This is a genomic window from Ferrimonas senticii DSM 18821 (genome assembly GCF_000422665.1).
GTDB classification, from domain to species: domain Bacteria; phylum Pseudomonadota; class Gammaproteobacteria; order Enterobacterales; family Shewanellaceae; genus Ferrimonas; species Ferrimonas senticii.
Genome location: NZ_AUGM01000022.1, coordinates 1 through 25,379 on the forward strand (window position 1 = coordinate 1; position 25,379 = coordinate 25,379).

The following is a 25,379-nucleotide window of genomic DNA, read 5'->3' on the forward strand; positions in this document are numbered from 1 at the left end:
GTGATGGTAACGCTGTACGGGCCAGATTCGGAGGCATCGCTGTTGATGGTACCGCTGATGATGCCGGTGTCCGGATCGATCACCAAGCCTGCCGGCAAGCCTTCGGCACTGAAGGTTAGGGTGCCGTCGATATCTTCAAAGTTAGCGCTGACATCGATATTAATGCTGTCGCCATCTGCGCTGGAACGGTCGATTAAGTCTTCGCTGGTCGGTGCATCGTTAACATCGTTAACGGTGACCGTCACAGTGGCGCTATTGGTTGCGCCATTAGCGTCGGTGACGGTGTAGCTGATGGTGGTGTCGCCGTTGAAGTTGGCATTAGGGGTGAAGGTTAGGGTGCCGTCGTCGTTGATGACCACGGTGCCATTGGGGCTGCTGGCAACGGTCACCGTCAGGGCGTCATCATCGCTGTCGTTGCCAAGCACATCGATGGTCACCGGGGTGTCTTCGTCGGTCGTGGCGCTGTCGTCCTCAGCCACTGGGCTCGGGTTAGTCACCGCCCATTCAAAGGTTTCAGTGGTGGTGGCGCCATCGTCGTCGGTGGCGGTGATGGTAACGCTGTACGGGCCAGATTCGGAGGCATCGCTGTTGATGGTACCGCTGATGATGCCGGTGTCCGGATCGATCACCAAGCCTGCCGGTAAGCCCTCGGCGCTGAAGGTTAAGGTGCCATCGATATCTTCAAAGTTGCCGCTGACATCAAGGCTCACCACCTCGCCATCTTCGCCTGAACGATCAATCAAGTCTTCGCTGGTCGGTGCATCGTTAACGTCGTTAACGGTGACCGTAACGGTTGCGCTGCTGGTGCCGCCGTTGCCATCACTGATGGTGTAGTTGATCTGTGCTTCGCCAACGAAATTTGCCGCTGGGGTGAACACCAACTGGCCGTTTTCAATGGTGACAGTACCTTGATCTGGCGCGACCGACGCTTCAACGATGCTGAGGAGATCACCGTCACTGTCGGTGTCGTTAGCCAGCGCATCGATGGCGACTGGCGTGTCTTCATCGGTGCGAATGGCATCGTTATTAGCGATCGGATCGTCGTTAGTTGGTGCAACTTCAATATTGACGGTGGCGCTGTCGCTACCGCCATTGCCATCGCTGATTTGATAGTCAAAGGTGACGGTGCCGTGGAAGTTGTCGGCTGGGATAAATTGGATGCTGCCATCGGTGCCGATCTGCAGTTGGCCATTGGTTACGGCGATGGTTTGGGCTTGGCCGGTGAGGCTGATGCCATTGATGCTGCTGATGGATAAGCCATTGCCATCGGCATCACGGTCGTTGCTGAGCAAATTCAGGTTAACTGGGGTGTCTTCGTCGGTGCGGAGGCGATCGTTATTGGCAACCGGATCGGTATTTAGCGGTAAATCATTGTCGACGAACAAGCGCGGCTGGGGGCTGGCGGCTGGGCCTTCGGTATCAAAACGGCTTTGGGCAAGGGTTTCGGCGGCGGTGCGGTCGACATTGACGAAACTGTCACTGCCATCGGTTTCGCCGTTGCCGGCGGCGGTTTCCGGTAACGCTTCTTGAGATTCGCGCAGTAGCTCAATTACCGCGTCGACTTCGGCGTCGTCATTATTGGCGGTTGATGCAGTGGGAGACGCCACTTCATCGAACTCAATGGCCACTGAAGTCGGCATTAGAATCGTTTCGCCGGCGTAGACGATATCACCCACCTGGACTAAGCGCTCCTCGCCCTCCAGATTGGTGACCAGCAGCTCGACGGCGCCGCTAATGTGAGTGATTTTGACAGTAGAACCCAGCACTTGTGATTGCACGATCGTATCCCTTGACCTGAAAACCGCCCCGTATTCGCTACAGCATTCTTTTGAACAATGTAACAATTGTTACGGATTTTAACGTTTAGATAATATCTCGCTGGTGCTGATATTGCCAACCATCTGAGCAATTAATACCCAGTGCAACTTATTGAATATATGTTCTATTTTTAGGGTTCTTTGTGCTGGTTTGTGGTGAACAACCAGTGCATTGCTCTAGCCCAGAACCGTACTGATGGCGACGATTGCCGAATGAGTTACTAAAAAGTTGTATCGCAGTAAAACGATCTGTGGTCTACCGCCATACTGGAGAGATAAACAACCAAGTCGATTGTGCTGATTTGCCGGTTCGTTTAATGGCTAGCAGAGGAGGGCTGAAGAGTTACATGGCGGTGTCATCGCCACCAGTGGCTACAAACGTTTTCAATTGATAACAAATCGAATGGCTAGGGCGTGTTGACGTTTGGTGTTCAGAATTTGGTCGAGGATAGCGGCTGTCAATCGAGGATTGCGATAGAAGGCATAGTGGCTCTACGTCGAAATCGTATGACGAAGAGTGACAGCTGCTAGTCCGACCCTGCAAGGCGGCCCTAAGTGATCTCTGAACAGCAAAATTAAGCGACCAAGAACAATTTGCTGTCAAAAGCAGCCAACAATGAGCGCAAAAATATACAGCAAAGGTCAACACGCCCTAAATACAGCAAGCCCCAACTGGTCAGTCGGGGCTTGTTTTTGGTGCTTTGAGATAAATCGCGATTAACCGCCGGTGTGGCTCATAAATCGCAAGATCTGGGTTTCAGCACCGGTAGAGAAATGATGCTTCTCTGGCTTGGCGCCCATGGCATCGCGGATCACCTGCTTGAGGTGTTCGATATCATTCGGGTGTTCGCGCACCGCTTTACGTAAGTCGACCGAGTTTTCATTGCCCAAACACAGCAGCAGTTCGCCAGTGGTGGTGACTCGAACTCGGTTGCAGTCGCCGCAAAAGTTGTGGCTGTGGGGACTGATAAAACCGATGCGGATTGGGCTGTCACTCATCTTGTAGTAACGCGCTGGGCCGCCGCTGTTTTCGGTGGTGGCGATCAGGTCAAAGTGCGGCGCAATGCGGGCGCGTACTTCGTCACTGGTCAGCAGCGAGTGATCACGACGATTGTCCGCTAGGATCCCCAGAGGCATCTCTTCGATAAAGGTGATGTCGACCTGCTTTTCTCGTGCAAAACGCACCAGATCGACGATCTCATCATCGTTATTGCCCTTAATGGCAACGGCATTCAACTTCAGGCGCTGGAAGCCGGCGTCACGTGCGGCATCGATGCCAGCCAGTACCCGTTCCAGTTTGCCGGTACGAGTGGTGGCGGTGAAGCGCTCTGGCTGCAAGGTGTCCAGACTGATATTCAGTCGTTGCAGACCAGCATCGGCCAGCGGTTGGGCAAACTTGGTCAGCCGTGAGCCATTGGTGGTCATGCACAGATCGTCCAAGCCCGGCAGTTTGGCGAGCTTATCGACCAACTTAACTAAGTCGGACTTAACCAAAGGTTCGCCGCCGGTAAGGCGGATTTTGCGAACACCCAGTTCAACAAAAGCGCGGCCAATCTGCTCTAACTCTTCCAGAGTTAACACCTCAGAACGGGGCAGAAAGGTGGGCTTTTCATCCATGCAGTAGATGCAACGAAAGTCGCAGTGATCGGTCACTGACAGTCGCAGATAGTCGATCTTGCGGCCAAAGCCGTCGGTCAAACTCATCGGAGTCTTCCTCGGTTACAGCAGATCCGCGAATGGCTGCACCCAAACGGAGTCGCCAGCATTCACGTGATCTTGAGCTTCTTCGATAATGATCAAACAGTTAGCTTGAGTCATTGAGCTCAACATGCCACTGCCTTGGGCGCCGGTGCTGCTAACTTGTAGCTGCCCGGCAGCGCCCAGTTGCATGGTACCGCGAACGAATTCTGTTCGGCCAACCCGACTGCGCAAGGCTGTGGTCGAGATCGCACGGATCAGCGTCGGCTGCCAATTGGCTTCGCCTGCCAGCTTGCGCAAGGTTGGCTGCACAAATTGCATAAATGACACCATGGTGGCGACTGGGTTACCCGGTAAACCAAAGAACAGTGCCTTGCCGATTTGGCCAAAGGCCAGCGGTCGGCCTGGACGCTGGGCGATCTTCCAGAAATTGATTTCGCCGGTGGTGGCCAGCGCGTCTTTGATAAAGTCGGCGTCGCCAACGGAGACACCGCCGGAGGTCAGCACCACGTCGGCTTCGGCGGCGGCTTGGCGCAGCGCTTGTTCCATTGCCGCTTGGTTGTCCTCAATGATCCCCAGATCGATGATGTCACAATCCAGCTTGGCCAGTAGGCCGTGCAGCGAGTAGCGGTTGGAATCGAAGATGCAGTTCGGTTTCAGGTCGTGCTCTGGCGAGCACACTTCATCACCGGTAGAGAAGATCGCCACCTTAGGGCGACGATATACGGTTGGCTGTGCCAAGCCTAAAGAGGCCAGCAAACCGACGGTGGCGGGTTTAATCCGTTCACCAACGGCGGCGGCTTGCTCGCCTACGGCGATGTCTTCGCCAGCTTGGCGCACGTGCTCACCCAGCTTAACGCCATCATCAAAGCGCACCATGCCATCTTGTTCACTGGCCATCTCCCGCATAATCACGGTATCGGATCCAACCGGCATTGGCGCGCCAGTCATGATTTTGACCGCTTGGCCAGCTTGCAGTTGGCCATCGTAGGCGTGACCGGCAAACACCGTGCCCATCAGTTGGTATTGCTCAATGGCGGCATCGAACGCACAGGCGTAGCCGTCCATCGCCGAATTGGTGTGCTGTGGCACATTAATTGGCGAGATCGCCGGCACCGCTAACACGCGATCAATCGCGTCGGTTAGGGCGACGGTTTCGGTTTCGCTGACCGGCTTAACCAGGCTAAGGATATGGTCGATACCCTGTTGTACCGATAGCTGCGAACGACCCTCGGCGCTGCCTTGCGGGCCAAACGGTTGATTGGCTACCGGCTGCCAAGCTGCGATAAACCCTTGAACGTAGTCAGCGATGGCATCGACGTCGTTGATGTCCAGTTGTGGTAGGGCGCAGTCGGCTGGCAGCACGGTGGCGCTGTCGCAGGCGATCGCTTGGATCAGCGCATCGTCCTCAAACACCAACGGCTTGCCCAGCTCGGCGCGGTGCAGTTCCAGTTTTGGCAGCGGCAGGCGTTTAAAGCCTTCGACCAAAATCAGATCGAGGTGACGCTGATCCACCAAGGCTAATAACTCTTTCAGATCCGGATCGCCCTCGACTGGACGTTCCATCATCAGAGCCCGTCGGTTGGAAGAGGCGATCAGCATCTGATCGGCGCCGGATTTGCGCAGTTCGAAGCTATCCTTGCCCGGCTTGTCTACTTCAAAATTGTGGTGGGCATGCTTAAGCACCGCCACTTTCAGGCCACGAGCGGACAGCTCTGGCAGCAGTTTTTTTAGTAGGGTGGTTTTGCCAGTGCCGCTGAAGGCGCAGATCCCCAATACAGGAACTTGGCAGTCGGCAAGGAGTTGGTCCGGCGTCATGAAAACCTCATTAGCGGGTGTGGATGGGGGCGATAACGGGGTTAGCGGTTATCGCCAAGCAGCTCGGCTTCGAGTTGCTGTTTTTGTTCGGGGGTGTTGATGTTGGCAAAGGCGGCAGACTGGCCGTCAAATAGGCAGTAACTCATCCGATGCTGTTGGCACCAAAAGATCACTTTACGTTCGCCAGCATCTAAAAACTGTTGCAGCGATCCCAATAAGTTGCGCTGTAAAAGCATCACGATTGGGTGGTCTTGTTGTTCGTCGCGGGCGATCACCACTTCAGCGTCTTGCTGCTGCAGGTGGGTAAACATCCGTTCGGCTAAGTCGGTTGGCAACCTTGGGGTGTCGCAGGGCACCACTAATACGTAGTCGGTGGTGGCCGCCTCTAACGCACGGCAAACGCCGGCCAAGGGGCCGGCGAAGCCAGGAATGTTATCGCTGTAGACTGGGTAGCCTAACTGCCGATATTGGTCCTGATTGCGGTTAGAGATCAGCAAGGTTGGCAGTTGCTCGGCGTCCAGACGTTGCAGTACGTGCTGCACCATCGGCTGGCCAGCGACATCGATAAGGCCTTTATCTTGACCGCCCATGCGTTGCGCTTGGCCACCGGCCAGTACTGCCAAAGTCAGCTGATTCATTACGTATTTTCCTAAGCTTGTATCCGCAATTGGCCACCTTGCAACTGCCAACGCTGCTGGCATAGCTCGGTTAGTGGCGTTTGCTGGTGACTGGTCACCACGATGGCACAACCCTGTTGTTGCAGTTGCGCCACCATCTCGGTGATCAGCGTAACCGATTCTGGGTCTAAGTTGGCAGTGGGTTCATCCAGCAGCAACAGTTGTGGCTGCATTACCCAAGCCCGCGCCAACGCCAAGCGTTGCCGTTCGCCCCCAGAAAGGACCTGAGCACAACGATGCTCTAGATGTTCTAGGTGGGCGGCGTGCAGCGCCTGTTGGCAGGCTTGTTGGCGTTGGCTGCGGCTCAATTTTAATGAGCCTAAGCCAAACTCCAAGTTCTGGCGAACGCTGCCGGCAAACAGGTACGGTTGTTGGTGTAGATAGATCACCGCCCCACGGCGCTGGGCTGGGCCGTGAAATTGCACTTTGCCTTGGCTTGGTTTTGTCAGCTTTGACAACAACTTTAATAGGGTGGTTTTACCGGCACCGTTGGCACCTTTTAACCACCATGCTTCAGCGGCATTGATGGTGATATCAACGCCGCTAAAGAGGGAACTGTTGTTAAACTCGATACCGAGATTTTGGCCGGATAACAGCATAAATTACCCCCGTACCGGTCGATCGTTGCTGCGGCGTAGGGTGCCGACGGCAAAGTTAAGCAGCAGTGCCAGTACCATCAGTACCGTGCCTAGCGCGATCGCTTGGGCAAAGGTGCCCTTGCTGGTTTCCAGAGCGATGGCGGTGGGAATATTACGGGTCACGTTTTGAATGTTGCCCCCCACCAGCATTGAGGCACCGACTTCGGTAATCACCCGGCTAAAGCCACTGATCACTGCGACTAGAAGCGGTGCTTTCAGTTCGCAGCACAATACCCAGAAAGCACGGATTGGTCCGGCTCCTAAGGTTCGAGCGGTCTCCCAGGCACGCCAATCGGCACTCGAGAAAGTGCCATAGCTTAACGAGACTAATAACGGGAAGGCGAGGAAGAATTGCGCCATTACCATCGCCGGTTGTGAGAACAACCAACGCAGATCCCCAAGGGGACCAAAGCGGTACAGCATTAGGTAAACCAGTAGACCAACCACCACGGTTGGAATGGCTTGCAACGTTTGGAACAGCGATACCAGTAACCAATGTCCCGGAAAGCGAAAAATGGCCAGACCGAAGCCAATTAAGATGGCAGTCGGTAAGGCCATTGCTAATGCTTTGCCAGAAACCGTAAAAGAGACGCCGATGATGTCCCACACCTCGGCGTCAAAAGTTACCAGTAATCGCAGTCCTTCCAGTACGTTGACTAGAAAGCTTTCACCCATCAATTAGCCTTTGTAGGTTGCCTGGAACAGTTGCTTGCCGTTAACACGGAAGCCGTCGATCATCTGTTGACCTTTGTCGCTTACCAGCCAGTCACTCAGGGCTTGGGCGCCTTCGTGGTTCAGATCTGGGTAACGCTCTGGGCTGATTAGGATGATCTGGTATGGGTTAGCCAGAGCTTCTGCGCCTTGGTAGCTCACTTCAGAGCGGATGCGATCCAGGAATGCCAGGTAAGTACCACGGTCAGCCAGCAGGTACGCGCCCATCTCGTCGGCGGTCAGCAGCGCTGGACCCATGCCTTGGCCGATGGCGCTGTAGCCTTTGAAGGTTGGCTCGATACCAGCGGCTTTCCACATCGCCAGCTCTTTCATGTGAGTGCCGGACTCGTCGCCACGAGAAACGAATTTACCGTGATCAGCGATGCGCTGCATGGCGTCGTTGATGTCTTTGGCTTGAGCTAATTTCGCCGGATCTTCCTTAGGACCAACAATCACAAAGTCGTTCATCATCAGGTAGCGTGGCTGATGGCCGTAGCCCTCTTCTACGAACTTAGCTTCCGCTGCTGGGGCATGGGTCATCACCACATCAACATCACCGTTGCGGCCATGACGCAGTGCTTTACCGGTACCGGTGGCGATTACGTGCACGGTGTAGCCAGTGTCTTTGGTGAATTCTGGCAGCAGGTGCGCCAGCAGGCCGGTGTTATCGGTGCTGGTGGTGGTCGCCAGTTTTACCTCGGTGTTGGCTGCCATGGTTGGCAACACGATGGCCAATGCCGCAGAAGCGATCAAAGTGCGTAAAAATTTCATTTAGTGTCCTTGTGGGCAGGATTTATCCAGATTGCCTGTCTTTTTCGAGCGTTATTCGCTAGCTCTTGGCGTTGATTTTAGCAAAAGCAGTGCCAACAGTTTTAGCGGCAAATTCATGCGCGGCTTCACAGAAACAGGGTGTTTAACTTAGTCAAAATGACGCACTTTGCCAAAATGATGAGCAAAATGTTCCTTAAGGGACAAAATGTCGATTAGCAATTTATCGCAAGGGCACAGACTCCATGGTTGATTTAACAACAGCAAATACCGCGATGTCGGTACTGGTGGTCGATGATGAATCGGGCATGCGCTCGTTCTTAAAAAAAGCGTTGTCGCGCAACTTTAGCTTGGTGGAAACCGCCGGTTCGGTCGAGGAAGCGGAGCTGTTGCGCAGCCGCTGTCACTTTGACCTGTTGATTGTCGACATCAGCCTGCCGGGTCGTAATGGCATCGAGTGGCACGAGGCGCTTAATGAGGACAGTCGGCGTTCAGATGTGATCTTTATGACCGGCTTTGCTGATATGGATACCGCCATCCGCGCCCTGCGCGCCGGGGCTTCCGATTTTATCTTAAAGCCATTCCGCTTAGAGCAGATGATGCAAGCGGTGGAACGCTGCATCGAACGGCGGCTATTGCGCCGTGAAAACCTGCTACTTCGCCGTGAAGTAGCGCATAGCCATCCGCATACACTGATCGGCAAAAGCGCCAATATGGTGGAGATGAAAGAGGTGATCCGCCGCGTTGCACCAACCAATTCGGTGGTGTTGATCGAGGGCGAATCCGGTACCGGCAAAGAGTTGGTGGCGCGCAGCCTGCACCAACTGTCCAACCGCAGTGGCCCATTTGTGCCAGTGAACTGCGGTGCTATCGCCCCAGATCTGCTGGAAAGTGAGCTATTCGGTCACCTTTCTGGCGCCTTTACCGGTGCCCGTGGCAACCGCGAGGGGTTATTCAGCTTTGCTAATGGCGGCACCATCTTCTTGGATGAGATTGGTGAGATGCCGTTGCAGATGCAAACCGCGCTGCTGCGAGTGCTAGAGCAACGGGCGATCCGCCCTGTCGGTTCTGAAAAAGAGATCCCGGTGGATGTTCGGATCGTCGCGGCGACCAATCGTGAGCTGCTGGCGGAAGTGGAAGCGGGTCGCTTCCGGCGCGATCTGTACTACCGCCTAAATGTGCTTAATATCGTTATCCCGTCGCTGCGCGAGCGCCCTGATGATGTGGTTGATTTGGTGCATCACTTCACCCGCCAACTGGCCACCGAACTGGGGGTACGGGAGGTGGCTTGGAGCCATGAAGATCTGCAAGTGCTGCAGCGTTATGACTGGCCCGGCAACATCCGCGAGCTGCGCAATATGGTGGAACGCTGCTTGTTGCTCGGCAAACCACCGGCGGATTATTGGCGCAGCCAGCTGCCAGTTGAAGCTGAAGTGGAAGGTCATGGCGAACCGGGTTATCCGGTGACCATGGCACTGAAAGAGGTGGAAAAGCTGCACGTCTTGAAAGTGATTGACGAGCACGGCGGTAATAAGTCGGCCGCCGCTCGGGTGCTTGGGGTTAGCCGCAAGACCTTGGATCGTAAGTTCAAAGAGTGGGGCTTGAACGACTGATGAAGTTCACCCGTTGGCGCCAGTTGGCGCTGCGAGACATGCAGATGATGACCAGCACCGTGCGCTATCGGTTGCTGGTGTTGTTGCTGTTGCCGGTGCTGTTGACCCTCGCCAGTTTAGTGTTTATCACCATCTACTGGAACGTCACCTACACCGGTAGCCAGCTGTTTATGAAGGTGCGCTCGGATCTGTCGGTGGCTCAAGGGGTGCTAAAAAACCAGCGTTTAAACCGTCAGGACTTTTTGAAGCAGCTGCGTCATAGCTGGGAGTTTCAGCGGATTTTAGCCAGTGGCGAACCGGCCGAACTGACCCACTACCTGAGCGAACAGCAGCAGCATTTCGGGCTCAGTTTCCTGCGCTACATCTCACCCGAGCAGCTGCAACTGGATGACGATCTGCGGGCGCTGATGAGCAGCCCGACCCATGGCGGCTTGCAGGTGCTCAGTGCAGCGCAAATGAATCAATTGGATCCGCTGTTGGCCGAGCGAGCCGAGATGGCGGTGGAGGCCACCTTGATGTCGGGGCCGGCACGGCGCAAAGTTGAAACCCGCGGCTTGTTCTCGCGTTTCTTGGTGCCGGTGCTGGATCCGCACAATGTGCTGCATGGTTATCTGGATGGTGGGGTGCTACTGAATCGGGATACTCAGTATGTCGATCAGGTGCGCGACCTAGTCTACGCCGATGATGCCTTGCCCTACGATGTGCTTGGGACCACCACCTTGATGCTGGATGATCTTCGGATCGCCACCAATGTGCCGGATCGCGCCAATGGTGCGCGGGTGATCGGCACCTTGGTGTCGGAGCAAGTGCGCAAAAAAGTGCTGTTGCAGGGCGAGGTGTGGGTTGACCGCGCCTTCGTTTATGACGATTGGTACGTGTCCGCCTACGCGCCGCTGAATGACATCAGCGGCAAACGCATCGGCATGCTCTATACCGGCTTTAGTGAAGAGACCTTTATCGGCAACTACCTGCGCAATATCTACGAGCTAGGCTCGATGTTGTTGGTGGTATTGGTGCTCTCGGGTTGGGCGGTGTATCGCGGCGCTGCCGGTTTGCTGCGGCCGATTGGGCGGATCTCCAAAGTGGTACAGCAGGTGCAGGCGGGGCAAGACCGACGCATTGGCGATCTGGGCTTAAGCCACTCCAACGAACTGTCACAATTGGCCAAACAGTTCGATGTGATGCTGGATCAGTTGCAAGAGCGCAGCCGCCAGATCCAAGCGGCTAACGACCAACTGGAACAAAAGGTGGTGGAACGCACCCAAACGCTGCAGGCACGTACTCTGGAGTTGAAGCAAAACATTGAGCTGCTGAATGCCACCCGCGAGCAGATGGTGACCAATGAGAAATTGGTGGCATTGGGGGAGATGACCGCGGGGATTGCCCACGAAATCAATAACCCGACTGCGGTGATCCTGGGCAACATCGAGCTGATTAAGTGGGAATTGGGTGACAGCGCCGCAACGGTGGAGGAGGAGATCGAACTGATCTTGCAGCAGGTACAGCGGATCAAAGCGATTATCCAGTCGTTGCTGCAGTATGCCCGCCCCGGGCAGATGGATGCGCCAATCAGTTTGCAGCCGATCAATCCGATCATCGACGAGATGCTGGTGCTGGTGCGCCATTCACTGCGCAAGCAGTCGGTCGAAGTGTTGCTGGACTTGCAGGCGCAGCAATCGGCCCAGGTTAACCGGCAGCAACTGTTGCAGGTCCTGATTAACTTGGTGGTTAACGCGGCCCACGCAATGGATGGCGACGGCGAGGTGCGAGTCAGTTCAGAGGATTGGCTCGATGGATCTGGCCAGCCGCAAGGGGTGATCATTCAGGTGGCAGACGATGGCTGCGGCATTCCGACCGAGTTGCAGTCGCGGATCTTTGATCCGTTCTTTACCACCCGTAAGCAGGGCACCGGTTTAGGTTTGTCGCTCAGTTACGGCATTGTGCGCCGTTTCGGCGGCCACTTTGAGGTGGAATCGGCGCCCAACCAAGGTTCGGTGTTCACCCTTAAATTGCCGCTGGCGGCGCCGCTGAACGACGGCAATGAGATGACCTTAAGTTAATTCGATTAGCCAACGAAAAACGCCCGTTGCAGCATGCTGTAACGGGCGTTTTTTTTGGAAGCTATCAGCTATCAGCTATCAGCTATCAGCTATCAGTTGGCAGTTAGCAGCTATTAGTTGTCAGCTGTCAGCTGTCAGCTCGCAGTTGTCAGTCGTTAGTTAGCAGTTGTCAGTTAACCACTAACCGCTGGCGTTACTGCGCGCTCCAGATCAGTTTGCCGCTGTCTTGCAGGTCGTAGCCGCCAAGGCGACGGGCGTGTTCGTGGATCTCAGGCGATTGCAGGGTGCTGAACAGCTCTTGCAGGTGTTGGCGGAAGAACACCCCGCGTGGCATCACAAAGTCGAACGACTCTTGCCCTAACGGCAGAAACGCCAAGCCAAACTCGCCAGCGATCCCTTGGCAGCCAAAGCCAAAGTCGGCGTCGCCACGGGCGATGGTGGCCGCCACTTCATGTTCTGATAACGCTTCGGGTTGCAGATTCAGATCGTTGGCAGTTAAGCCCCGCTCGGCCAAAAAGTTATCCATATGGTGGCGCGAACCGGCACCGGCTTGGCGTGGCACCCAGCGGTATTGCAGCGACAACGCTTCGGTGACGTCTTGGCTTAGGTGGTGGTGTTCGTTGCGCATCAGCAAACCGAAATCGCGGTTGGCACCGTGCACCATGATCCACTGCTTGTGGCTAGCGTGGTGTTTCAACAGTGCCGGGTGCCGCAGATCCCGCTGTTCACGGCTGCTCCAGTGGATACAGCAAAGATCGGTATAACCGTTGGCTAAGTGGGTCAAGCCAGAGCGGGTATCGCTGGGGCAGTAGTTGATTAAGCCGGAGGCGCCGATGCGCTGACTGACGCGGCGGACGGCGTAGTGCAACAACGGATCGTCAGAACCGCCGATCACCAAGCGGTCCGACAGGGTGCCGCCGTGGCAGCTGTCGATGATCCAGCGATCGATCAGGGCTTTGGGGAACAGCCATTTGCCCGTCACTTTGGTGCCCGGCAGTTGGCGCTCGTTGGCCATCGCGTAAACCTTTTTCTCATTCAGATCGAGATATTCGGCTACCTGCTTAGCATTAAGAAACAGGGTGTCCTGACTCATCACTGTGCTCCGTCAAATTCAATGGTTTCAGCGCCGTGGTATACCAGAAAATGGCGCCCTTTGGCACGGGCGATGGTAGTGATCCCCAGCTGTTTTGCCAGATTCAATCCCATTTCTGTGATACCGGAGCGGGACAACAGCACCGGAATGCCCATTTTCGCTACTTTAATTACCATTTCTGAGGTTAAGCGGCCGGTGGTGTAAAACACCTTATCGCCACCATCGAGCCCCTCTAACCACATCTCACCGGCAAGGGTATCGACCGCGTTGTGACGACCAACGTCTTCAACGAAGCTTAAAATTTTGTCTTGCTGACAGATGCCGCAACCGTGGACGGCACCGGCGTTTTTGTAGGTTTCGTTATGCTCGCTTAAGTTTTTTAGCAGCGCATAGATACCGCTTTGGGTCAGTTGCGGTGTCGGCAGTTGGATATCCTCGATGCCGGCGGTAAAACTGCCAAAAACGGTGCCTTGACCACAACCGGTGGTAACGGTTTTTTCACTCATCTTGTCGCTGACGCTACTGGTGTCTTCTTTGGTGATGATCGCGGCGGAGTTGACCTCCCAATCGACAATCACCGATTCCACCTGAGTGATATCACTGATAAAGCTTTGATTTTTCAAATAGCCCAGCGCCAACGCTTCGGGACGGGCGCCCAATGTCATCAAGGTGACGATTGGCTGCCAGTTCAGATACAAGGTCAGCGGGCGTTCGCAGGCGATGTTCTTTTCGACCACTTGCCCTTGTTCGTTGACCGCCGTGACCGCGAGGGTCAATGGGGCTTCGGCGTGAGTTCGGGACAAACGTGGGCGCTGCGAGGCTGAAGTCATTGGTTAATTCACTCTTCAGAGGTAGTTAATGTCTGGGGGAATGTCGCTAAGTTACCGCTAGCGTGATGGCGCTGTCTTGGCCCCCGCTGCAAAACTTATTCCAGCTAGTAAACTAGACTAAATTGGGATCCCCCTCACCGTCTTGTTGTGGGATTGTGGCAACATGACGCGTCTTGCGAAGAGATTTTCTCTGCAAGGCTGATGAAACTGTGATCGCGCTAACTAAAGTGGTTGAAACTGTGGTTAGTTTAACAGTTCGCTGTTTGCTATCGATGCGCAACCCTGCTGAATTGGATAACTGATGTCCCGAAGCGAATCCTACTGGTCATTCTTTGTGACCCTAAAAACCAAACAAGTCTCCGTTGGCCGTTGGGCGCAAACCCAATGGGAGATCGACCAGTTTATCCCTGCCGATGGTGAGATGCCGGAAGGGGCTTACAAGGTCACCATGGAACTGTTTTTGGACGAACGTGCCAATTACCGTCTCAACTTGGATCTGGACGCGCCCAAGCTGTTCCTGATCTGTGATGATCACGGTGATGGTGTGCCGGTGCCACAAAGCGTGACCGCCAACCAAAATATCGCTGCCAGTGCGCTGGAGGGGGACACCCCAGTGTTGGCGATGGCGATGCCAGATGCGGTGGGACTGTGGCTGGAAGCCTTTATTACTCGCCATGGCGAGATGGAGGTCGAAGTGAAGCGACGCAAACACATCAACGTCCGCGGTGAAATGCGCGACCGTCGAGGTTCGTAATGAGCGGCTTTTTCAAACGCTGGCAGGAACGCAAAAGCGAGGTCGCCGAGCACGAGCGGGTTGAAGCGATTGAGCAAGCGCAGCAGCAAGCCGATGAGCAAGTGCGCGCTGCCGCGGAAGCGGAACGCGAAGCCCGTGGCGATGCGCCGATTGAACTGCCCGATCCAGAATCGATTGAGCAGGGCGGCAGCTTTGCTGATTTTCTGAAAGAGGGGGTCGACCCCGCGACTCGTAAACAAGCATTACGGGCACTGTGGTCACAACCTCAATACAATCAGCTTGATGGTTTAGTGGACTATGGCCACGATTACGCCGCCCAGCCGTTGCTGGATGGTGATACCGCCGCGCAGTTGACCCAAAGCGTGTTTCGCCACGTCAAAAAAGCCGCCGATGCCTTGGAAAAATTGGACGATCAGCCAGAGCCGCAACAGCAACTGGCACAACAATCGCCGCCGGCGCTGGATAAGCCGGATACCAAGGCCGATGCAGACGATAAGCCGTCTGCCGAGCAAACCAGCTAACTACGGAATTTCCTATTGTGAGCCAAACTTCCATTTCGTTGGACAACGCCAGCGCACAGGCGCTGCAACAAACCACCTTGCTGGCCAATCTGATCCCAGCAACCGTGAGTTTCACCACCGCCGGCCATCTGCTGCTGGTTGGCCCTGAAGACCGCGTTCGCTTGGCCGCCGCTAAGCTGGATGGCATGGCCAGTCGCACCCTGTTAATCAATGAAGCGGTTAGCCGCAGCGATGACGACTACCTCGAACAGGTGATGATCGCCGCCGAAGCGACCGAGACCCTGCCATGTTTCAACGCTGAACAGCTGCAGATCCGCGGTTTCCTTGGTCAGTTCCAAGTGGCGGCGCTGCTGCCACAGCAGAGCCAACCAATTGCGCTCGCCACCGAAGCCATTGCGCGGCCACATTTTGATCTGGTGCTCGATTTGGGTTCGAGCGCCAGCATCGAGTTGGAGTTACTGCCAGCCGGTTACTTCTACGTAGGCGATGACCAAGCTAAGTTGGTGGATGCGCTGGCGCAACTGCCAGAGCTAAAAGGCCAGTTTGATAAACCGCGCTACGTGCAAATTAACGCCGATGTTTGTGCCCACCATGGAAGTGGTATCAGCGGCTGTCAGCGCTGCTTAAGCGTCTGTCCAGCGGATGCGATCTCCAGCACTGGCAAAAAAATCGAGATCGACGCCAACCTGTGTCACGGTGTTGGCTCCTGTGCCAGCGCTTGTCCAACTGGGGCGATCCAGTACGACCAGCCAACTGCGCCAATTTTGAAAGATTACCTGCAGCGTTTGCTGGCTCGCTATCAGACCCTGTCTGACGTGCGTCCGGTGGTGCTGTTCCATGATGCCACCGTTGGTGCTCAGTTGTTGACGCAACTGCAGCAACTGCCGGCGGGCGTGTTACCGGTCGAGCTGGAAGAGATCGGCGTTGCCGGTGCCGAACAATGGTTGGCGGCCTTGGCCTGGGGGGCTCGCCAAGTGTTGGTGCTGACCCACAGCAACACCCCGGCGACCTTGAAAGCTCTGGTGGAAAGCGAGCATCAGACCTTGATGACGCTGTTCAGCGCAATGGGCGTGGACAGCCAGCGTCTGCAACTGCTGGAAGCCGAGCAACTGACTGAGATCGATGCCATTGTGGCCGCGAGTGGCGAGCTGGCCCCGTTGCCAGTGGCGGCATTCCCAACCGATCTACCGAAACGTGACACCTTCTACAACGCCTTGGATCACCTAAATGGTTGCCACTTGGGCAGTGCCGAGCTGATCGAAGTCGCCGGTGCGCCGTACGGTGAAGTGGTGGTGGATACCGCCAAGTGTACCCTGTGCATGAGCTGTGCGGCTTTGTGTCCGGCTCGCGCCCTAGAAGACGGCGGCGACACCCCAGCATTGCGCTTTACCGAGCAGCGCTGCGTCCAGTGTGGCCTGTGTCAGCAAGCCTGTCCTGAGGGCGCCATTAAGTTGGTGGCGCGCTTTGATCTGGATCGTGAACGCCGCCAAGGCTGTCGCGATCTAAATCGTGAACAACCGTTTGAATGCATTACCTGTGGTAAGCCGTTCGCGACGAAGGCCGTAGTTGAGAAGATGACTACCGCTCTGGCCGGCCACAGTGCCTTTGCTGGCGATGCGATCCAACGTTTGAAGATGTGTGAAGACTGTCGAGTCAAAGATATGTTCACTGACTTGCTCGACGATCCAGAAAAACAATTGCGGGTATAACCATGACCGAGTCCACCGCTGCAGTAAGCAGCCAAGAACAACAACATCTGCGCGCTGACGTTTACCAATTGTTGGCAGCGTTGTTGCGCCATACCCCAAGCCCAGAACTGCTGCAGTTTTTGGCGCAATTGGAACTGGATAGCGAGCAAGACAGCCCAATCATTCGTGCTTGGCATGGTCTTAAGCTGGGCGCGGCCAATGTCGCCCCAGACCAACTTGAAGATGAATACTTCAACCTGTTTATCGGCCTGGGTCATGGTGAAGTTATCCCGTACGCCAGCTGGTATCTAACCGGTTCGCTGATGGACAAGCCGTTGGCATTGCTTCGTCAAGACTTGGCACAGCTCGGCTTCGCCCGTGAAGAGCAGGTCAAAGAGCCAGAAGACCATCTGGCGGCGCTGTGTGAAGTGATGGCGTTTTTGCTGATGGAAGGCAATGCGGCTGAGCAGATCAGTTTCTACCAACGTCATATCGCCCCTTGGGCCGACAAGTTTTTTGCCGATTTGGCCAAGGCTAACAGCGCGAGCTTCTATACTTCAGTTGCAGCCCTAGGCCAAAGCTTTATCGCTATCGAGCAAAGCCACTTCGGCGGATTAACCTTGGATACCCAAGTTACCCAAGCTTAACCCGGGATACCTTCCCTCCGTCGTTGTCACAATCGCTCCTAACTAGGGGCGATTGTTTTATCTAGGTTCGCTAGCCGCTGCGTTGGCGCCGGTGTTGTTGCGACCATTGGCTAACAGCCAACCGCCGCGAGAACTGGCATATCTAGGTGGCCTTTGGGCATTGGACAACTCGACGGTGAAACAGTAATACCAATTCGTGTAAGTAAATGGTTTATCTAGTGCGAAGGAGAAATCGTTTCAATCAAGGCACTCAACGCCACTGCTAGTGGCTCTACCAGTAAGTTGAGTAACGCCGAGTGAAACGATTTGAACCAGCAATAGTGATCAGATATTTAGGCGAACTGGTATAAGAAGTCGTTTCACTTTCACCCACTTCGTTCAAGTCACTGCGGCTTGAACGCACGGAGGTGTTATGACTCAACCGCAACTCAAGCTGAAACGCCGTGGTGCTCTGAAGGCCATTGGCCTTGGCATCGGTGGCGTTGCCCTTGGCAGTGCTACCGCTCAGGCTGCCCCTCGTGCTTCTGAAACTCCCCAATCATCTTCCGCGAAACCTCGTTATCGCGCGTCAGAGCACGTCCTAACCTACTACGCCACACTCAGCGAACAGGAGGGTTAGTGATGAAACTTACCCGTTCTGCAACACCGCAACCGCAGCCCAACCTGGGCGCCAGTAATCTTGGCTTGAATCGACGCCAGTTTTTAAAACGCGCTGGGGTAACCAGTGGCGGCATCGCCGCTGCGTCAATGCTTGGTAGTGGGATGATCCGCAAAGCTGAAGCGGACACCATGGCCGCCGATGGCCCGATTACCACGGTGCGAACCATCTGCACTCACTGCTCGGTCGGCTGCGGGCTTTACGCCGAAACTCAAAATGGCATTTGGACTGGCCATGAGCCGGCCTTTGACCATCCGATCAATCGCGGCAGTCATTGCGCCAAAGGGGCGTCATTGATCCACCATACCCACAGTGAGAAACGGGTGAAGTACCCGATGAAATTGTCAGGCGGCAAATGGCAACGGCTCAGTTGGGATGAGGCGATCAACGAAGTCGGCGATCTGATGCTCAAGATCCGCCAAGAGTCTGGGCCTGATTCGATCTACTTTATGGGATCGGCCAAGACCAACAATGAACAAAGTTACTTGTACCGCAAACTGGCGGCGATGTGGGGCACCAATAACATCGACCATTCGGCGCGGATCTGTCACTCCACTACGGTCGCGGGGGTAGCCAATACCTGGGGCTACGGAGCCATGACTAACTCTTACAACGACATGCACAACTGTAAGAGCATGATCTTTGTTGGCTCGAATGCTGCCGAAGCGCACCCTGTGGCAATGCAGCACATCCTGATCGCCAAGGAGCGGGGCGCCAAAATGATCGTGGTCGATCCGCGTATGACCCGCACTGCTGCCCATGCCGATGAATACGTACACATTCGCCCCGGTACCGACATTCCATTTATTTATGGCCTGCTGTGGCACATCTTCGAAAATGGCTGGGAAGACCAAGACTTTATCGACCGCCGAGCGTGGGGGATGGAGCAGATCCGCGCTGAGGTGAAGAAGTACCCGCCAGCGGAAGTGGAAAATATCGTTGGCGTCACTGGTGCGCAGATGGAGCGGGTGGCGCGGACGCTGGCGGAAAATCGCCCCGGCACCATCGTTTGGTGTATGGGCGGCACCCAGCATACCGTCGGTAACGCTAATACCCGAGCGTACTGCATCTTACAGTTGGCGCTTGGCAACATGGGCAAAAGTGGTGGCGGTGCCAACATCTTCCGTGGCCACGATAACGTTCAAGGGGCAACCGATTTTGGCTTGCTGTTTGACAACCTGCCGGGCTACTACGGTCTGTCAGAAGGGGCGTGGCAGCATTGGTCGCGGGTGTGGGAGTTGGATTATGAATGGGTCAAGTCGCGGTTTGACCAAGGCACCTATTTAGGTAAAGCGCCAATGACCAGCCCGGGCATCCCTTGCTCCCGTTGGCACGATGGCGTGCGCGAAGATAAAACCAAGATTGGCCAGCGCGATAACGTGCGGATGGCGTTCTTCTTAGGCCAATCGGTCAACACCGAAACCCGTGGCCGCGAGGTCAAAGAGGCGCTAGAGAAGATGGATGCGGTGGTGGTGGTCGATCCCTACCCAACCATGGCGGGGGTAATGTCAGATCGCTCCGATGGCGTCTATCTGCTGCCATCCTGTTCACAGTTTGAAACCTACGGCTCGGTATCCGCTTCCAATCGCTCGCTGCAGTGGCGTTCGCGGGTGGTGGAACCGGTATTTGAGTCCAAACCCGACCACGTGATCATGTATCTGTTGGCGAAGAAACTGGGGATTGAAAAGCAGCTGTGCAAAAACATCACAGTTAACGGTGAAGAACCGCTGATTGAAGACATCACCCGCGAATACAACAAGGGGATGTGGACCGTTGGCTATACCGGTCAGTCGCCGGAACGATTGAAAGCGCACCAGCAGAACTGGGGCGACTTTGAATTCGAGGACCTGCAGGCCAAAGGCGGCGCATTGAAAGGCGAAACCTACGGCTTGCCATGGCCATGTTGGGGCACACCGGAACTGAAACACCCGGGTACCCACATCCTCTACGATACCTCTAAGCACATCATGGAAGGCGGCGGTAATTTCCGCGCTCGCTTTGGGGTTGAGTACCAAGGAGAAAACCTGCTGGCGGACGATCCGGGTTCCAAAGGCAACGACATCGGCGAAGGCTTCCCGGAATTCACCGCCGATATGTTGAAGCAGCTTGGCTGGTGGGACGAACTGACAGCCGAAGAGAAACAAGCAGCCGAGGGTCGCAATTGGAAAACCGATCTTTCCGGTGGCATTCAACGGGTCGCCATCAAGCACGGCTGTATCCCCTACGGTAATGCCAAAGCGCGCTGCCGAGTTTGGACCTTCCCAGACGAGGTGCCAATCCACCGTGAACCGCTGTACACCGTCCGTCGCGATCTGGTGTCAAAGTACCCGACCTACGATGATCGCCAGGTGGCACGCCTGCCAACGTTGTACAAGTCGATTCAGCAAAAGGTGATTGCCGAAAACTTGGATAAGAGTCATCCACTGATTGTTACCACCGGTCGTTTGGTGGAATACGAGGGTGGCGGCGAAGAGACGCGCTCGAATCCATGGTTGGCGGAGTTGCAACAGACCATGTTTGTCGAGATGAATCCCGCTGATGCCGCTGCCCGTGGTATCGAGGATGGCGATGCGGTCACACTGCACTCACCGGAGGGCGCGGTGATCCACATCAGCGCGATGATCACCGAACGGGTGATCCCCGGTGAATGTTTTATGCCGTACCACTTTGCTGGGATCTTTGAGGGCAAATCGCTGGCGTCACATTACCCCGAGGGCACGGTGCCCTACGTGATTGGTGAATCGGCCAACACCGCCATGACCTATGGCTATGACATTGTCACTCAGATGCAGGAGACCAAAGTGTCGATCTGCGAGATCCGTAAGGCCTAAGGAGCAGTCGTTATGGCAACAATGAAATTTTTATGCGACACCAAGCGCTGCATCGAATGCAACGGCTGTGTGGTCGCCTGTAAAAACGCCAATGACACCGCGCTGGAGTGGGGGATTCAACGCCGCCGGGTGGTGACCTTAAATGACGGTGTGGTTGGTAAAGAGAGTTCGATTTCGGTCGCCTGCATGCACTGCTATGACGCGCCGTGCATGGCGGTCTGTCCGGCGGATTGCTTTGAGCGTACCGAAGACGGCTTGGTGTTACACAGCAAAGAGAAGTGTATCGGCTGTGGTTACTGCTTGTATGCCTGTCCATTCGGGGCGCCGCAGTTCCCGAAAAAGGCTGCCTTTGGCGCTCGAGGGCAGATGGACAAGTGTACCTACTGTGCCGGCGGACCGGATGCCGAGCCGGGTACCGAGAAAGAGGCTGAATTGTACGGTGCTAACCGCATTGCGGAGGGCAAACTGCCATTTTGCGCTGAGATCTGTGCCACCAAATCGTTGCTGGCTGGCGATGCCGAGGTGATCTCCAAGGTATTCCGCCAACGGGTGGCGACTCGTGGTGCTGACAACGCCGGCTGGGACGGTTAAGGAGGTTCCGATGAGAGCAACCATCACCAGTGCGTTACTGCTGGGGTTTGTGTTGGCCATAATGGCGCTGGCGGTTTCGCCGCCCGCGCTGGCAAAAGCCAGCGAAGCCGAACAACAAGCGCAGGCTAAGGCGCTGCAGGCGGCGCAGTTAGCTGAGATCGATAAAGCCACTGCGCCTGAGGTACCACTGATCCGTTCGGCGCAAGCCGCCGAAGAGATGATCAGCAATCAAAGCAACGCCGAGGGGCTAAGCCCATTGTGGACGGCGGTACGCGAAGGTCAAACCGGCCGTACCACCTCAAAGTCACCGTTCGCCGATAGCTTTATCAATCAGTATGATTTTATGTTGATTGAACAACGGCCTGGCTGGCTCAGTAAAGCACTGACCTTTTCGCTGTTTGGCATGATTGTGGTGTTCGCCGTATTCGTGTTGGTTAATGGTGCCTCCAAGCTCGAGAAGGGGTTCTCGGGAGTCGAGGTAAGGCGCTGGTCGAATGTGGATATCTGGGTTCATTGGCTGATGGCGATCCCCTGTATTTTGCTGATCCTAACCGGATTGGCGCTACTGGCGGGGCGCTGGGTGTTTGCCGATTGGTTGGGGCCTCAGGGGCTGGCGACGCTGGCGGCGATGGCTAAACCGATTCACGACTATATGGCGTTGCCGTTCGCGTTGTTTGGGGTGATTGCGATGTTGCGCTGGATGAAGCACAACATTCCTGCCGGTTACGATCTGAAATGGTTTACCGTGGTTGGTGGCTACCTCAACTTCGGCCCATTTAAGGGACAGCACCCGGATGCGGGCTTTTCCAATGCTGGTGAAAAACTGTGGTACTGGAGTTTCACTCTATTCGGTTTGGCGATCATCGTGTCAGGGATGTTCTTGTTGTTTCCTGAGGCGTTGTCGACCAGTCGCACTGACGCGTTATGGGCGCTGTTGATCCACGCGTCGGCAGCCATCGTGATCACTGGCTTTACTGTGGTGCATATCTTTATGGCCACGGTGCTGTCAGAGGGCGGTATGGTCAATATGGTTACTGGCTATTGCGATGAAAACTGGGCCAAACAGCACCACAACGTTTGGTACGACGAGATCAAGGCCGACGGCAGCATCGAATACAAAACCAGCTAGTTAACGCACCTGCCTCTAAGCGCCCGCACGGTAAGTTACCGTGCGGGCTTTTTTGTTGGCGACCTGCTGGTGCGATAGTGAGCAACCGTCTTGATAATGGTGTTTTTTGCCATCGACAAAGATTGCTGCGATCACGTTTTACGCTGCATAATGGTTAACAAGTTGTAATCGAGGGCAGGGATTATGCTCGCCGTAGTGCAGGATAAGTTTGACGCCTATCGCCGCTTAGCGCGGTTGGATCGGCCGATTGGCACCTTTTTATTGATGTGGCCAACCATGGCGGCGTTGTGGTTAGCTGCGGAAGGGTTGCCCAGCCCGTTTGTACTTGGGGTGTTTTTCATCGGGGTGTGGTTGATGCGTGCCGGTGGTTGCATCATCAACGACTTTGCCGATCGCAAACTGGATGGTCATGTCAGTCGAACCAAGGCGCGGCCGCTGGCTGCGGGCGAAATCCAAAGTTGGGAAGCGCTGTTTTTGTTTGGTGCGTTGGCGTTGCTGTGCTGGGCGTTGGTATTGCAGCTCAATGAGTTGACTGTTCGCTTAGCGTGGGGTGGCATCGTGCTTACGGTTATCTACCCGTTTACCAAGCGGTTTTTGCCTGCGCCACAGATGTTTTTAGGGGTGGTTTGGAGCTGGTCGATTCCGATGGCGTTTGCGGCGCAAACCGGAGAGGTAGCGCCAATTGCTTGGCTGCTGTTCGTGGCCAATTGGTGCTGGACGGTGGCCTACGACACCATGTACGGCATGGTCGATCGTGAGGATGACCTTAAGGTCGGTATTCGTTCTAGTGCCATCTGGTTTGGTCGCTGGGACCGGCATCTGATCGGTCTGTTTCAAGTGATTGCGATGGCGCTGCTGGTAGCGGTTGGCTTGGTGCTAAACCTCGGTGGTTTTTACTTTGCGGGTTTAGCGGTGATGGCTGGGTTATTTATCTATCAGCAATGCTTGATCATTGGTCGAGATCGCGACGCCTGCTTTGTGGCCTTTCTTAATAACAATTGGGCCGGCGCGGCGTTATTCCTTGGAGTCGTGTTGGATTACGCCATCGCCTAATTGTTCTTGTTTTTAAAGCCGCCGATTGGCGGCTTTGTTGTATCCGTTACTAGGGCGTGTCGACGTTTGGTGTTCAGAATTTGGTCGAGGATAGCAGCTGTCAATCGAGGATTGCGATTGAAGGCCCTCTCTTCTGAAATCAAAATCAGGGCTCTACGTCGAAATCGCATGACGAAGAGTGACAGCTGCTAGTCCGACCCTGCAAGGCGCCCCTTAGTGAGCACTAAACAGCAAAATTAACCAATCAAGATCAATTTGCTGTCGAAACAGGCAGCGGTGGGCGCAAAAGTATACAGCAAAGGTCAACACGCCCTAATTACCATCAATGCAACCGTAGCATCACTTGGCGGGCGATGGCTTGGCTGCGTTGCCATTGGCTGCGGCCAATCGTAAAGCAACAGTTCAACTCGTCGCCGTTGACCTCGGCCTGGTGTGGATAGTTACCTTGGTGGCTGCGACCAAAGCCACTCTTTTCGAGCATTCGCTTGGCGGCAACGTTGCTCGCTGTGCAGCTTGCCAGCAAAGTGTCTGCGTCCAGTTCGTTAAAGGCCAAGTCCCTAACAAATCGTAGCGTTTCAGTGGCAAGCCCCTGTCCCCAAACTTGAGGGTGCAGTTGCAAGTTAACGCGGTAATGACCGGGTTGCTGGCGTTGCAGGCTAACCAATCCGCACAGTTGCTGCTGATGATCCAGCAGTGCCAGTTGCAGGTGACTTGGTTGCAAGCCTTGGCCGAGCTGTTCTTGAGTTTTCACAATCTGCGGCAGCAAGCGGTGCTGCTGTTGTCGCGGATCGGTGCCGAGTACACTGGCAATGGAGTGTATATCGCTGATCTGCAACAACCTTAGTGACAGCCGTGGTAACGGCAGTGCTTGCCGGTGGCTTAAGCGTTGCAGCAACGGCAGCGAAGCGGCGGTGTGCACTAAGTGCAGGGCAGGTTGGCAAGACATCGGCTCGGGCTCGGTAGGAAAAATGAGCGCGGATTATCCAGCTATGTGGTGCCATTGGCTGTGATCTGCCGAACAAAAAAAGCACAAGGCGACCAATTTTAGGTCGCCTTGAGAAAATTGTTCACGGGGCTGCTATTTCAGATAGGCAAAGGCATCGCCGATCAGATGCTCGCTGTTGGCACCTTGAGCAAGAAACCGTTCGCGGGCGACACCGGCCATCTCGAAACGACCAGCAACGTAGATATCGTAGTCGCTTAAGTCGGCGATATCGTCACAAACGGCGTCCAATACCGAGCCGTGGCGAGCACCCGCTTGCCACTCGTCAAATACAGGCACGAAGGTTAGCGATGGCAGGCTGTCCGCTAACTGCTCGGCGCGTTGACGTAGATACATGCCGGCGTTATCGCGACAGCCCCAATACAGGATGGTGGGAATGTTATCGTCGATGGCGACCAGCTGTTCCAGCATCGAGTGAGCGTAGCTAAAGCCAGTACCGCCAACCACCAGTAGCCTTGGTCGGCGGCTGTGCAGACGCAGGTGAGCGTGACCAAACGGGGCTTCGATGGAGATTCGGGTGTTGCTGCGCAGGTGCTCAATCACCTGCATGGCGTAGCTTTCTGCTACAAAAGCGCCGATATGCAACTCGATCTGTTTGCTACCGGGGGCGGAAGCGATGGAGAACGGCCGTTTATCTTCTGGCCCCATGACGATGGTCAGGTACTGGCCACCAACAAAGTCAAAAGGCTCTTGTGGGGTTAGGCGCACCTGAAACACGGTGTCGCTGAATGGACTGATGCTGTCCACGTGGCATTCAATGGCTTTCATACTGCTACTGCAC

General features: G+C 55.3%; 22 protein-coding genes. 11 read left to right on the forward strand and 11 right to left on the reverse strand.

Annotation, left to right across the window (positions count from 1 at the left end):
* The 7 genes from G506_RS19580 to G506_RS0111870 all read right to left on the reverse strand — a co-directional run.
* On the reverse strand, positions 1 to 1,778 hold a 1,778-nt coding region (locus G506_RS19580; protein ID WP_156904887.1), incomplete at its 3' end, for an Ig-like domain-containing protein.
* A gap of 756 nt (positions 1,779 to 2,534) precedes the next feature.
* Entirely contained in the window at positions 2,535 to 3,521 is a 987-nt protein-coding gene (moaA, locus tag G506_RS0111845) for a GTP 3',8-cyclase MoaA (RefSeq protein WP_028117053.1), read from the reverse strand.
* Positions 3,522 to 3,536: 15 nt separating this feature from the next.
* Complete coding sequence (locus tag G506_RS0111850; protein WP_028117054.1) at positions 3,537 to 5,333, reverse strand: bifunctional molybdopterin-guanine dinucleotide biosynthesis adaptor protein MobB/molybdopterin molybdotransferase MoeA; 1,797 nt, start codon at positions 5,331 to 5,333, stop codon at positions 3,537 to 3,539.
* A 41-nt stretch (positions 5,334 to 5,374) separates the two neighbouring features.
* The gene (gene mobA, locus G506_RS0111855; protein ID WP_028117055.1) at positions 5,375 to 5,971 is read right to left on the reverse strand and encodes a molybdenum cofactor guanylyltransferase MobA; all 597 of its coding nucleotides are present in this window, start codon (positions 5,969 to 5,971) and stop codon (positions 5,375 to 5,377) included.
* Positions 5,972 to 5,982: 11 nt separating this feature from the next.
* A complete protein-coding gene (gene ccmA / locus G506_RS19585) occupies positions 5,983 to 6,609 on the reverse strand; it encodes a heme ABC exporter ATP-binding protein CcmA (RefSeq protein WP_051202089.1) in 627 nt (208 codons plus the stop codon).
* A 3-nt stretch (positions 6,610 to 6,612) separates the two neighbouring features.
* Complete coding sequence (locus tag G506_RS0111865) at positions 6,613 to 7,323, reverse strand: ABC transporter permease (RefSeq protein ID WP_028117056.1); 711 nt, start codon at positions 7,321 to 7,323, stop codon at positions 6,613 to 6,615.
* A 3-nt stretch (positions 7,324 to 7,326) separates the two neighbouring features.
* Positions 7,327 to 8,130, reverse strand: coding sequence for an ABC transporter substrate-binding protein (locus G506_RS0111870; RefSeq protein WP_028117057.1), 804 nt, complete (start codon positions 8,128 to 8,130; stop codon positions 7,327 to 7,329).
* Between the two features lie 242 nt (positions 8,131 to 8,372).
* Between G506_RS0111870 and G506_RS0111875 the strand changes: the two genes are divergently transcribed.
* Complete coding sequence (locus G506_RS0111875; RefSeq protein WP_028117058.1) at positions 8,373 to 9,740, forward strand: sigma-54-dependent transcriptional regulator; 1,368 nt, start codon at positions 8,373 to 8,375, stop codon at positions 9,738 to 9,740.
* Positions 9,740 to 11,800, forward strand: a complete 2,061-nt coding sequence (locus G506_RS19590; protein ID WP_051202090.1) for a sensor histidine kinase — start codon at positions 9,740 to 9,742, stop codon at positions 11,798 to 11,800. The genes G506_RS0111875 and G506_RS19590 overlap by 1 nt, the downstream gene beginning before the upstream one ends.
* Positions 11,801 to 11,993: 193 nt before the next feature.
* Here the strand turns inward: G506_RS19590 and G506_RS0111885 are convergent, their stop codons facing one another.
* Positions 11,994 to 12,893 carry a helix-turn-helix transcriptional regulator gene (locus tag G506_RS0111885; RefSeq protein ID WP_028117059.1) on the reverse strand — a complete coding sequence of 300 codons (900 nt, stop codon included), beginning with the start codon at positions 12,891 to 12,893 and terminating at the stop codon, positions 11,994 to 11,996.
* A complete protein-coding gene (locus G506_RS0111890) occupies positions 12,893 to 13,723 on the reverse strand; it encodes a formate dehydrogenase accessory sulfurtransferase FdhD (protein ID WP_028117060.1) in 831 nt (276 codons plus the stop codon). The genes G506_RS0111885 and G506_RS0111890 overlap by 1 nt, the downstream gene beginning before the upstream one ends.
* Before the next feature lie 301 nt (positions 13,724 to 14,024).
* Here G506_RS0111890 and G506_RS0111895 point away from each other — a divergent pair, with 301 nt between their 5' ends.
* From G506_RS0111895 to ubiA, 9 genes are all read left to right on the forward strand, one after another.
* On the forward strand, positions 14,025 to 14,477 hold the full coding sequence (locus tag G506_RS0111895; RefSeq protein WP_028117061.1) for a DUF3305 domain-containing protein: 453 nt from the start codon (positions 14,025 to 14,027) through the stop codon (positions 14,475 to 14,477).
* Positions 14,477 to 14,998: a DUF3306 domain-containing protein gene (locus G506_RS19595; RefSeq protein WP_051202091.1), complete on the forward strand. Its 522-nt coding sequence runs from the start codon at positions 14,477 to 14,479 to the stop codon at positions 14,996 to 14,998. Before G506_RS0111895 ends, G506_RS19595 begins: the two co-directional genes overlap by 1 nt.
* A gap of 14 nt (positions 14,999 to 15,012) precedes the next feature.
* Positions 15,013 to 16,707, forward strand: a complete 1,695-nt coding sequence (locus tag G506_RS0111905) for a 4Fe-4S binding protein (RefSeq protein WP_028117062.1) — start codon at positions 15,013 to 15,015, stop codon at positions 16,705 to 16,707.
* A gap of 2 nt (positions 16,708 to 16,709) precedes the next feature.
* Complete coding sequence (locus tag G506_RS0111910; RefSeq protein ID WP_028117063.1) at positions 16,710 to 17,333, forward strand: TorD/DmsD family molecular chaperone; 624 nt, start codon at positions 16,710 to 16,712, stop codon at positions 17,331 to 17,333.
* Positions 17,334 to 17,745: 412 nt separating this feature from the next.
* Complete coding sequence (locus G506_RS20955) at positions 17,746 to 17,952, forward strand: hypothetical protein (RefSeq protein ID WP_156904889.1); 207 nt, start codon at positions 17,746 to 17,748, stop codon at positions 17,950 to 17,952.
* A gap of 2 nt (positions 17,953 to 17,954) precedes the next feature.
* A complete protein-coding gene (locus G506_RS0111920) occupies positions 17,955 to 20,822 on the forward strand; it encodes a formate dehydrogenase subunit alpha (protein WP_028117064.1) in 2,868 nt (955 codons plus the stop codon).
* A gap of 12 nt (positions 20,823 to 20,834) precedes the next feature.
* Positions 20,835 to 21,413, forward strand: coding sequence for a formate dehydrogenase FDH3 subunit beta (gene fdh3B / locus G506_RS0111925; RefSeq protein WP_028117065.1), 579 nt, complete (start codon positions 20,835 to 20,837; stop codon positions 21,411 to 21,413).
* Between the two features lie 10 nt (positions 21,414 to 21,423).
* Positions 21,424 to 22,542 carry a formate dehydrogenase subunit gamma gene (locus G506_RS0111930; protein ID WP_240473424.1) on the forward strand — a complete coding sequence of 373 codons (1,119 nt, stop codon included), beginning with the start codon at positions 21,424 to 21,426 and terminating at the stop codon, positions 22,540 to 22,542.
* 183 nt (positions 22,543 to 22,725) lie between these two features.
* Positions 22,726 to 23,595: a 4-hydroxybenzoate octaprenyltransferase gene (gene ubiA / locus G506_RS0111940; RefSeq protein WP_028117067.1), complete on the forward strand. Its 870-nt coding sequence runs from the start codon at positions 22,726 to 22,728 to the stop codon at positions 23,593 to 23,595.
* A 322-nt stretch (positions 23,596 to 23,917) separates the two neighbouring features.
* Here the strand turns inward: ubiA and G506_RS0111945 are convergent, their stop codons facing one another.
* Positions 23,918 to 24,541 (reverse strand): GNAT family N-acetyltransferase, encoded by a 624-nt coding sequence (locus tag G506_RS0111945; RefSeq protein WP_028117068.1) that lies wholly within the window; start codon positions 24,539 to 24,541, stop codon positions 23,918 to 23,920.
* Positions 24,542 to 24,673: 132 nt separating this feature from the next.
* The gene (gene fre / locus G506_RS0111950) at positions 24,674 to 25,366 is read right to left on the reverse strand and encodes an NAD(P)H-flavin reductase (RefSeq protein ID WP_028117069.1); all 693 of its coding nucleotides are present in this window, start codon (positions 25,364 to 25,366) and stop codon (positions 24,674 to 24,676) included.
* Positions 25,367 to 25,379: the final 13 nt, after the last annotated feature.

Coding starts and splice junctions, on each gene's coding strand:
- G506_RS0111875 (WP_028117058.1), top strand. CDS start 8,373: ATGGTTGATTTAACAACAGCAAATACCGCGATGTCGGTACTGGTGGTC.
- G506_RS0111870 (WP_028117057.1), bottom strand. CDS start 8,130: ATGAAATTTTTACGCACTTTGATCGCTTCTGCGGCATTGGCCATCGTG.
- ccmA (WP_051202089.1), bottom strand. CDS start 6,609: ATGCTGTTATCCGGCCAAAATCTCGGTATCGAGTTTAACAACAGTTCC.
- G506_RS0111945 (WP_028117068.1), bottom strand. CDS start 24,541: ATGTCTTGCCAACCTGCCCTGCACTTAGTGCACACCGCCGCTTCGCTG.
- mobA (WP_028117055.1), bottom strand. CDS start 5,971: ATGAATCAGCTGACTTTGGCAGTACTGGCCGGTGGCCAAGCGCAACGC.
- G506_RS0111930 (WP_240473424.1), top strand. CDS start 21,424: ATGAGAGCAACCATCACCAGTGCGTTACTGCTGGGGTTTGTGTTGGCC.
- G506_RS0111890 (WP_028117060.1), bottom strand. CDS start 13,723: ATGACTTCAGCCTCGCAGCGCCCACGTTTGTCCCGAACTCACGCCGAA.
- moaA (WP_028117053.1), bottom strand. CDS start 3,521: ATGAGTTTGACCGACGGCTTTGGCCGCAAGATCGACTATCTGCGACTG.
- G506_RS0111885 (WP_028117059.1), bottom strand. CDS start 12,893: ATGAGTCAGGACACCCTGTTTCTTAATGCTAAGCAGGTAGCCGAATAT.
- G506_RS19590 (WP_051202090.1), top strand. CDS start 9,740: ATGAAGTTCACCCGTTGGCGCCAGTTGGCGCTGCGAGACATGCAGATG.
- G506_RS0111895 (WP_028117061.1), top strand. CDS start 14,025: ATGTCCCGAAGCGAATCCTACTGGTCATTCTTTGTGACCCTAAAAACC.
- G506_RS20955 (WP_156904889.1), top strand. CDS start 17,746: ATGACTCAACCGCAACTCAAGCTGAAACGCCGTGGTGCTCTGAAGGCC.
- fre (WP_028117069.1), bottom strand. CDS start 25,366: ATGAAAGCCATTGAATGCCACGTGGACAGCATCAGTCCATTCAGCGAC.
- G506_RS19595 (WP_051202091.1), top strand. CDS start 14,477: ATGAGCGGCTTTTTCAAACGCTGGCAGGAACGCAAAAGCGAGGTCGCC.
- fdh3B (WP_028117065.1), top strand. CDS start 20,835: ATGGCAACAATGAAATTTTTATGCGACACCAAGCGCTGCATCGAATGC.
- G506_RS0111920 (WP_028117064.1), top strand. CDS start 17,955: ATGAAACTTACCCGTTCTGCAACACCGCAACCGCAGCCCAACCTGGGC.
- G506_RS0111910 (WP_028117063.1), top strand. CDS start 16,710: ATGACCGAGTCCACCGCTGCAGTAAGCAGCCAAGAACAACAACATCTG.
- ubiA (WP_028117067.1), top strand. CDS start 22,726: ATGCTCGCCGTAGTGCAGGATAAGTTTGACGCCTATCGCCGCTTAGCG.
- G506_RS0111850 (WP_028117054.1), bottom strand. CDS start 5,333: ATGACGCCGGACCAACTCCTTGCCGACTGCCAAGTTCCTGTATTGGGG.
- G506_RS0111865 (WP_028117056.1), bottom strand. CDS start 7,323: ATGGGTGAAAGCTTTCTAGTCAACGTACTGGAAGGACTGCGATTACTG.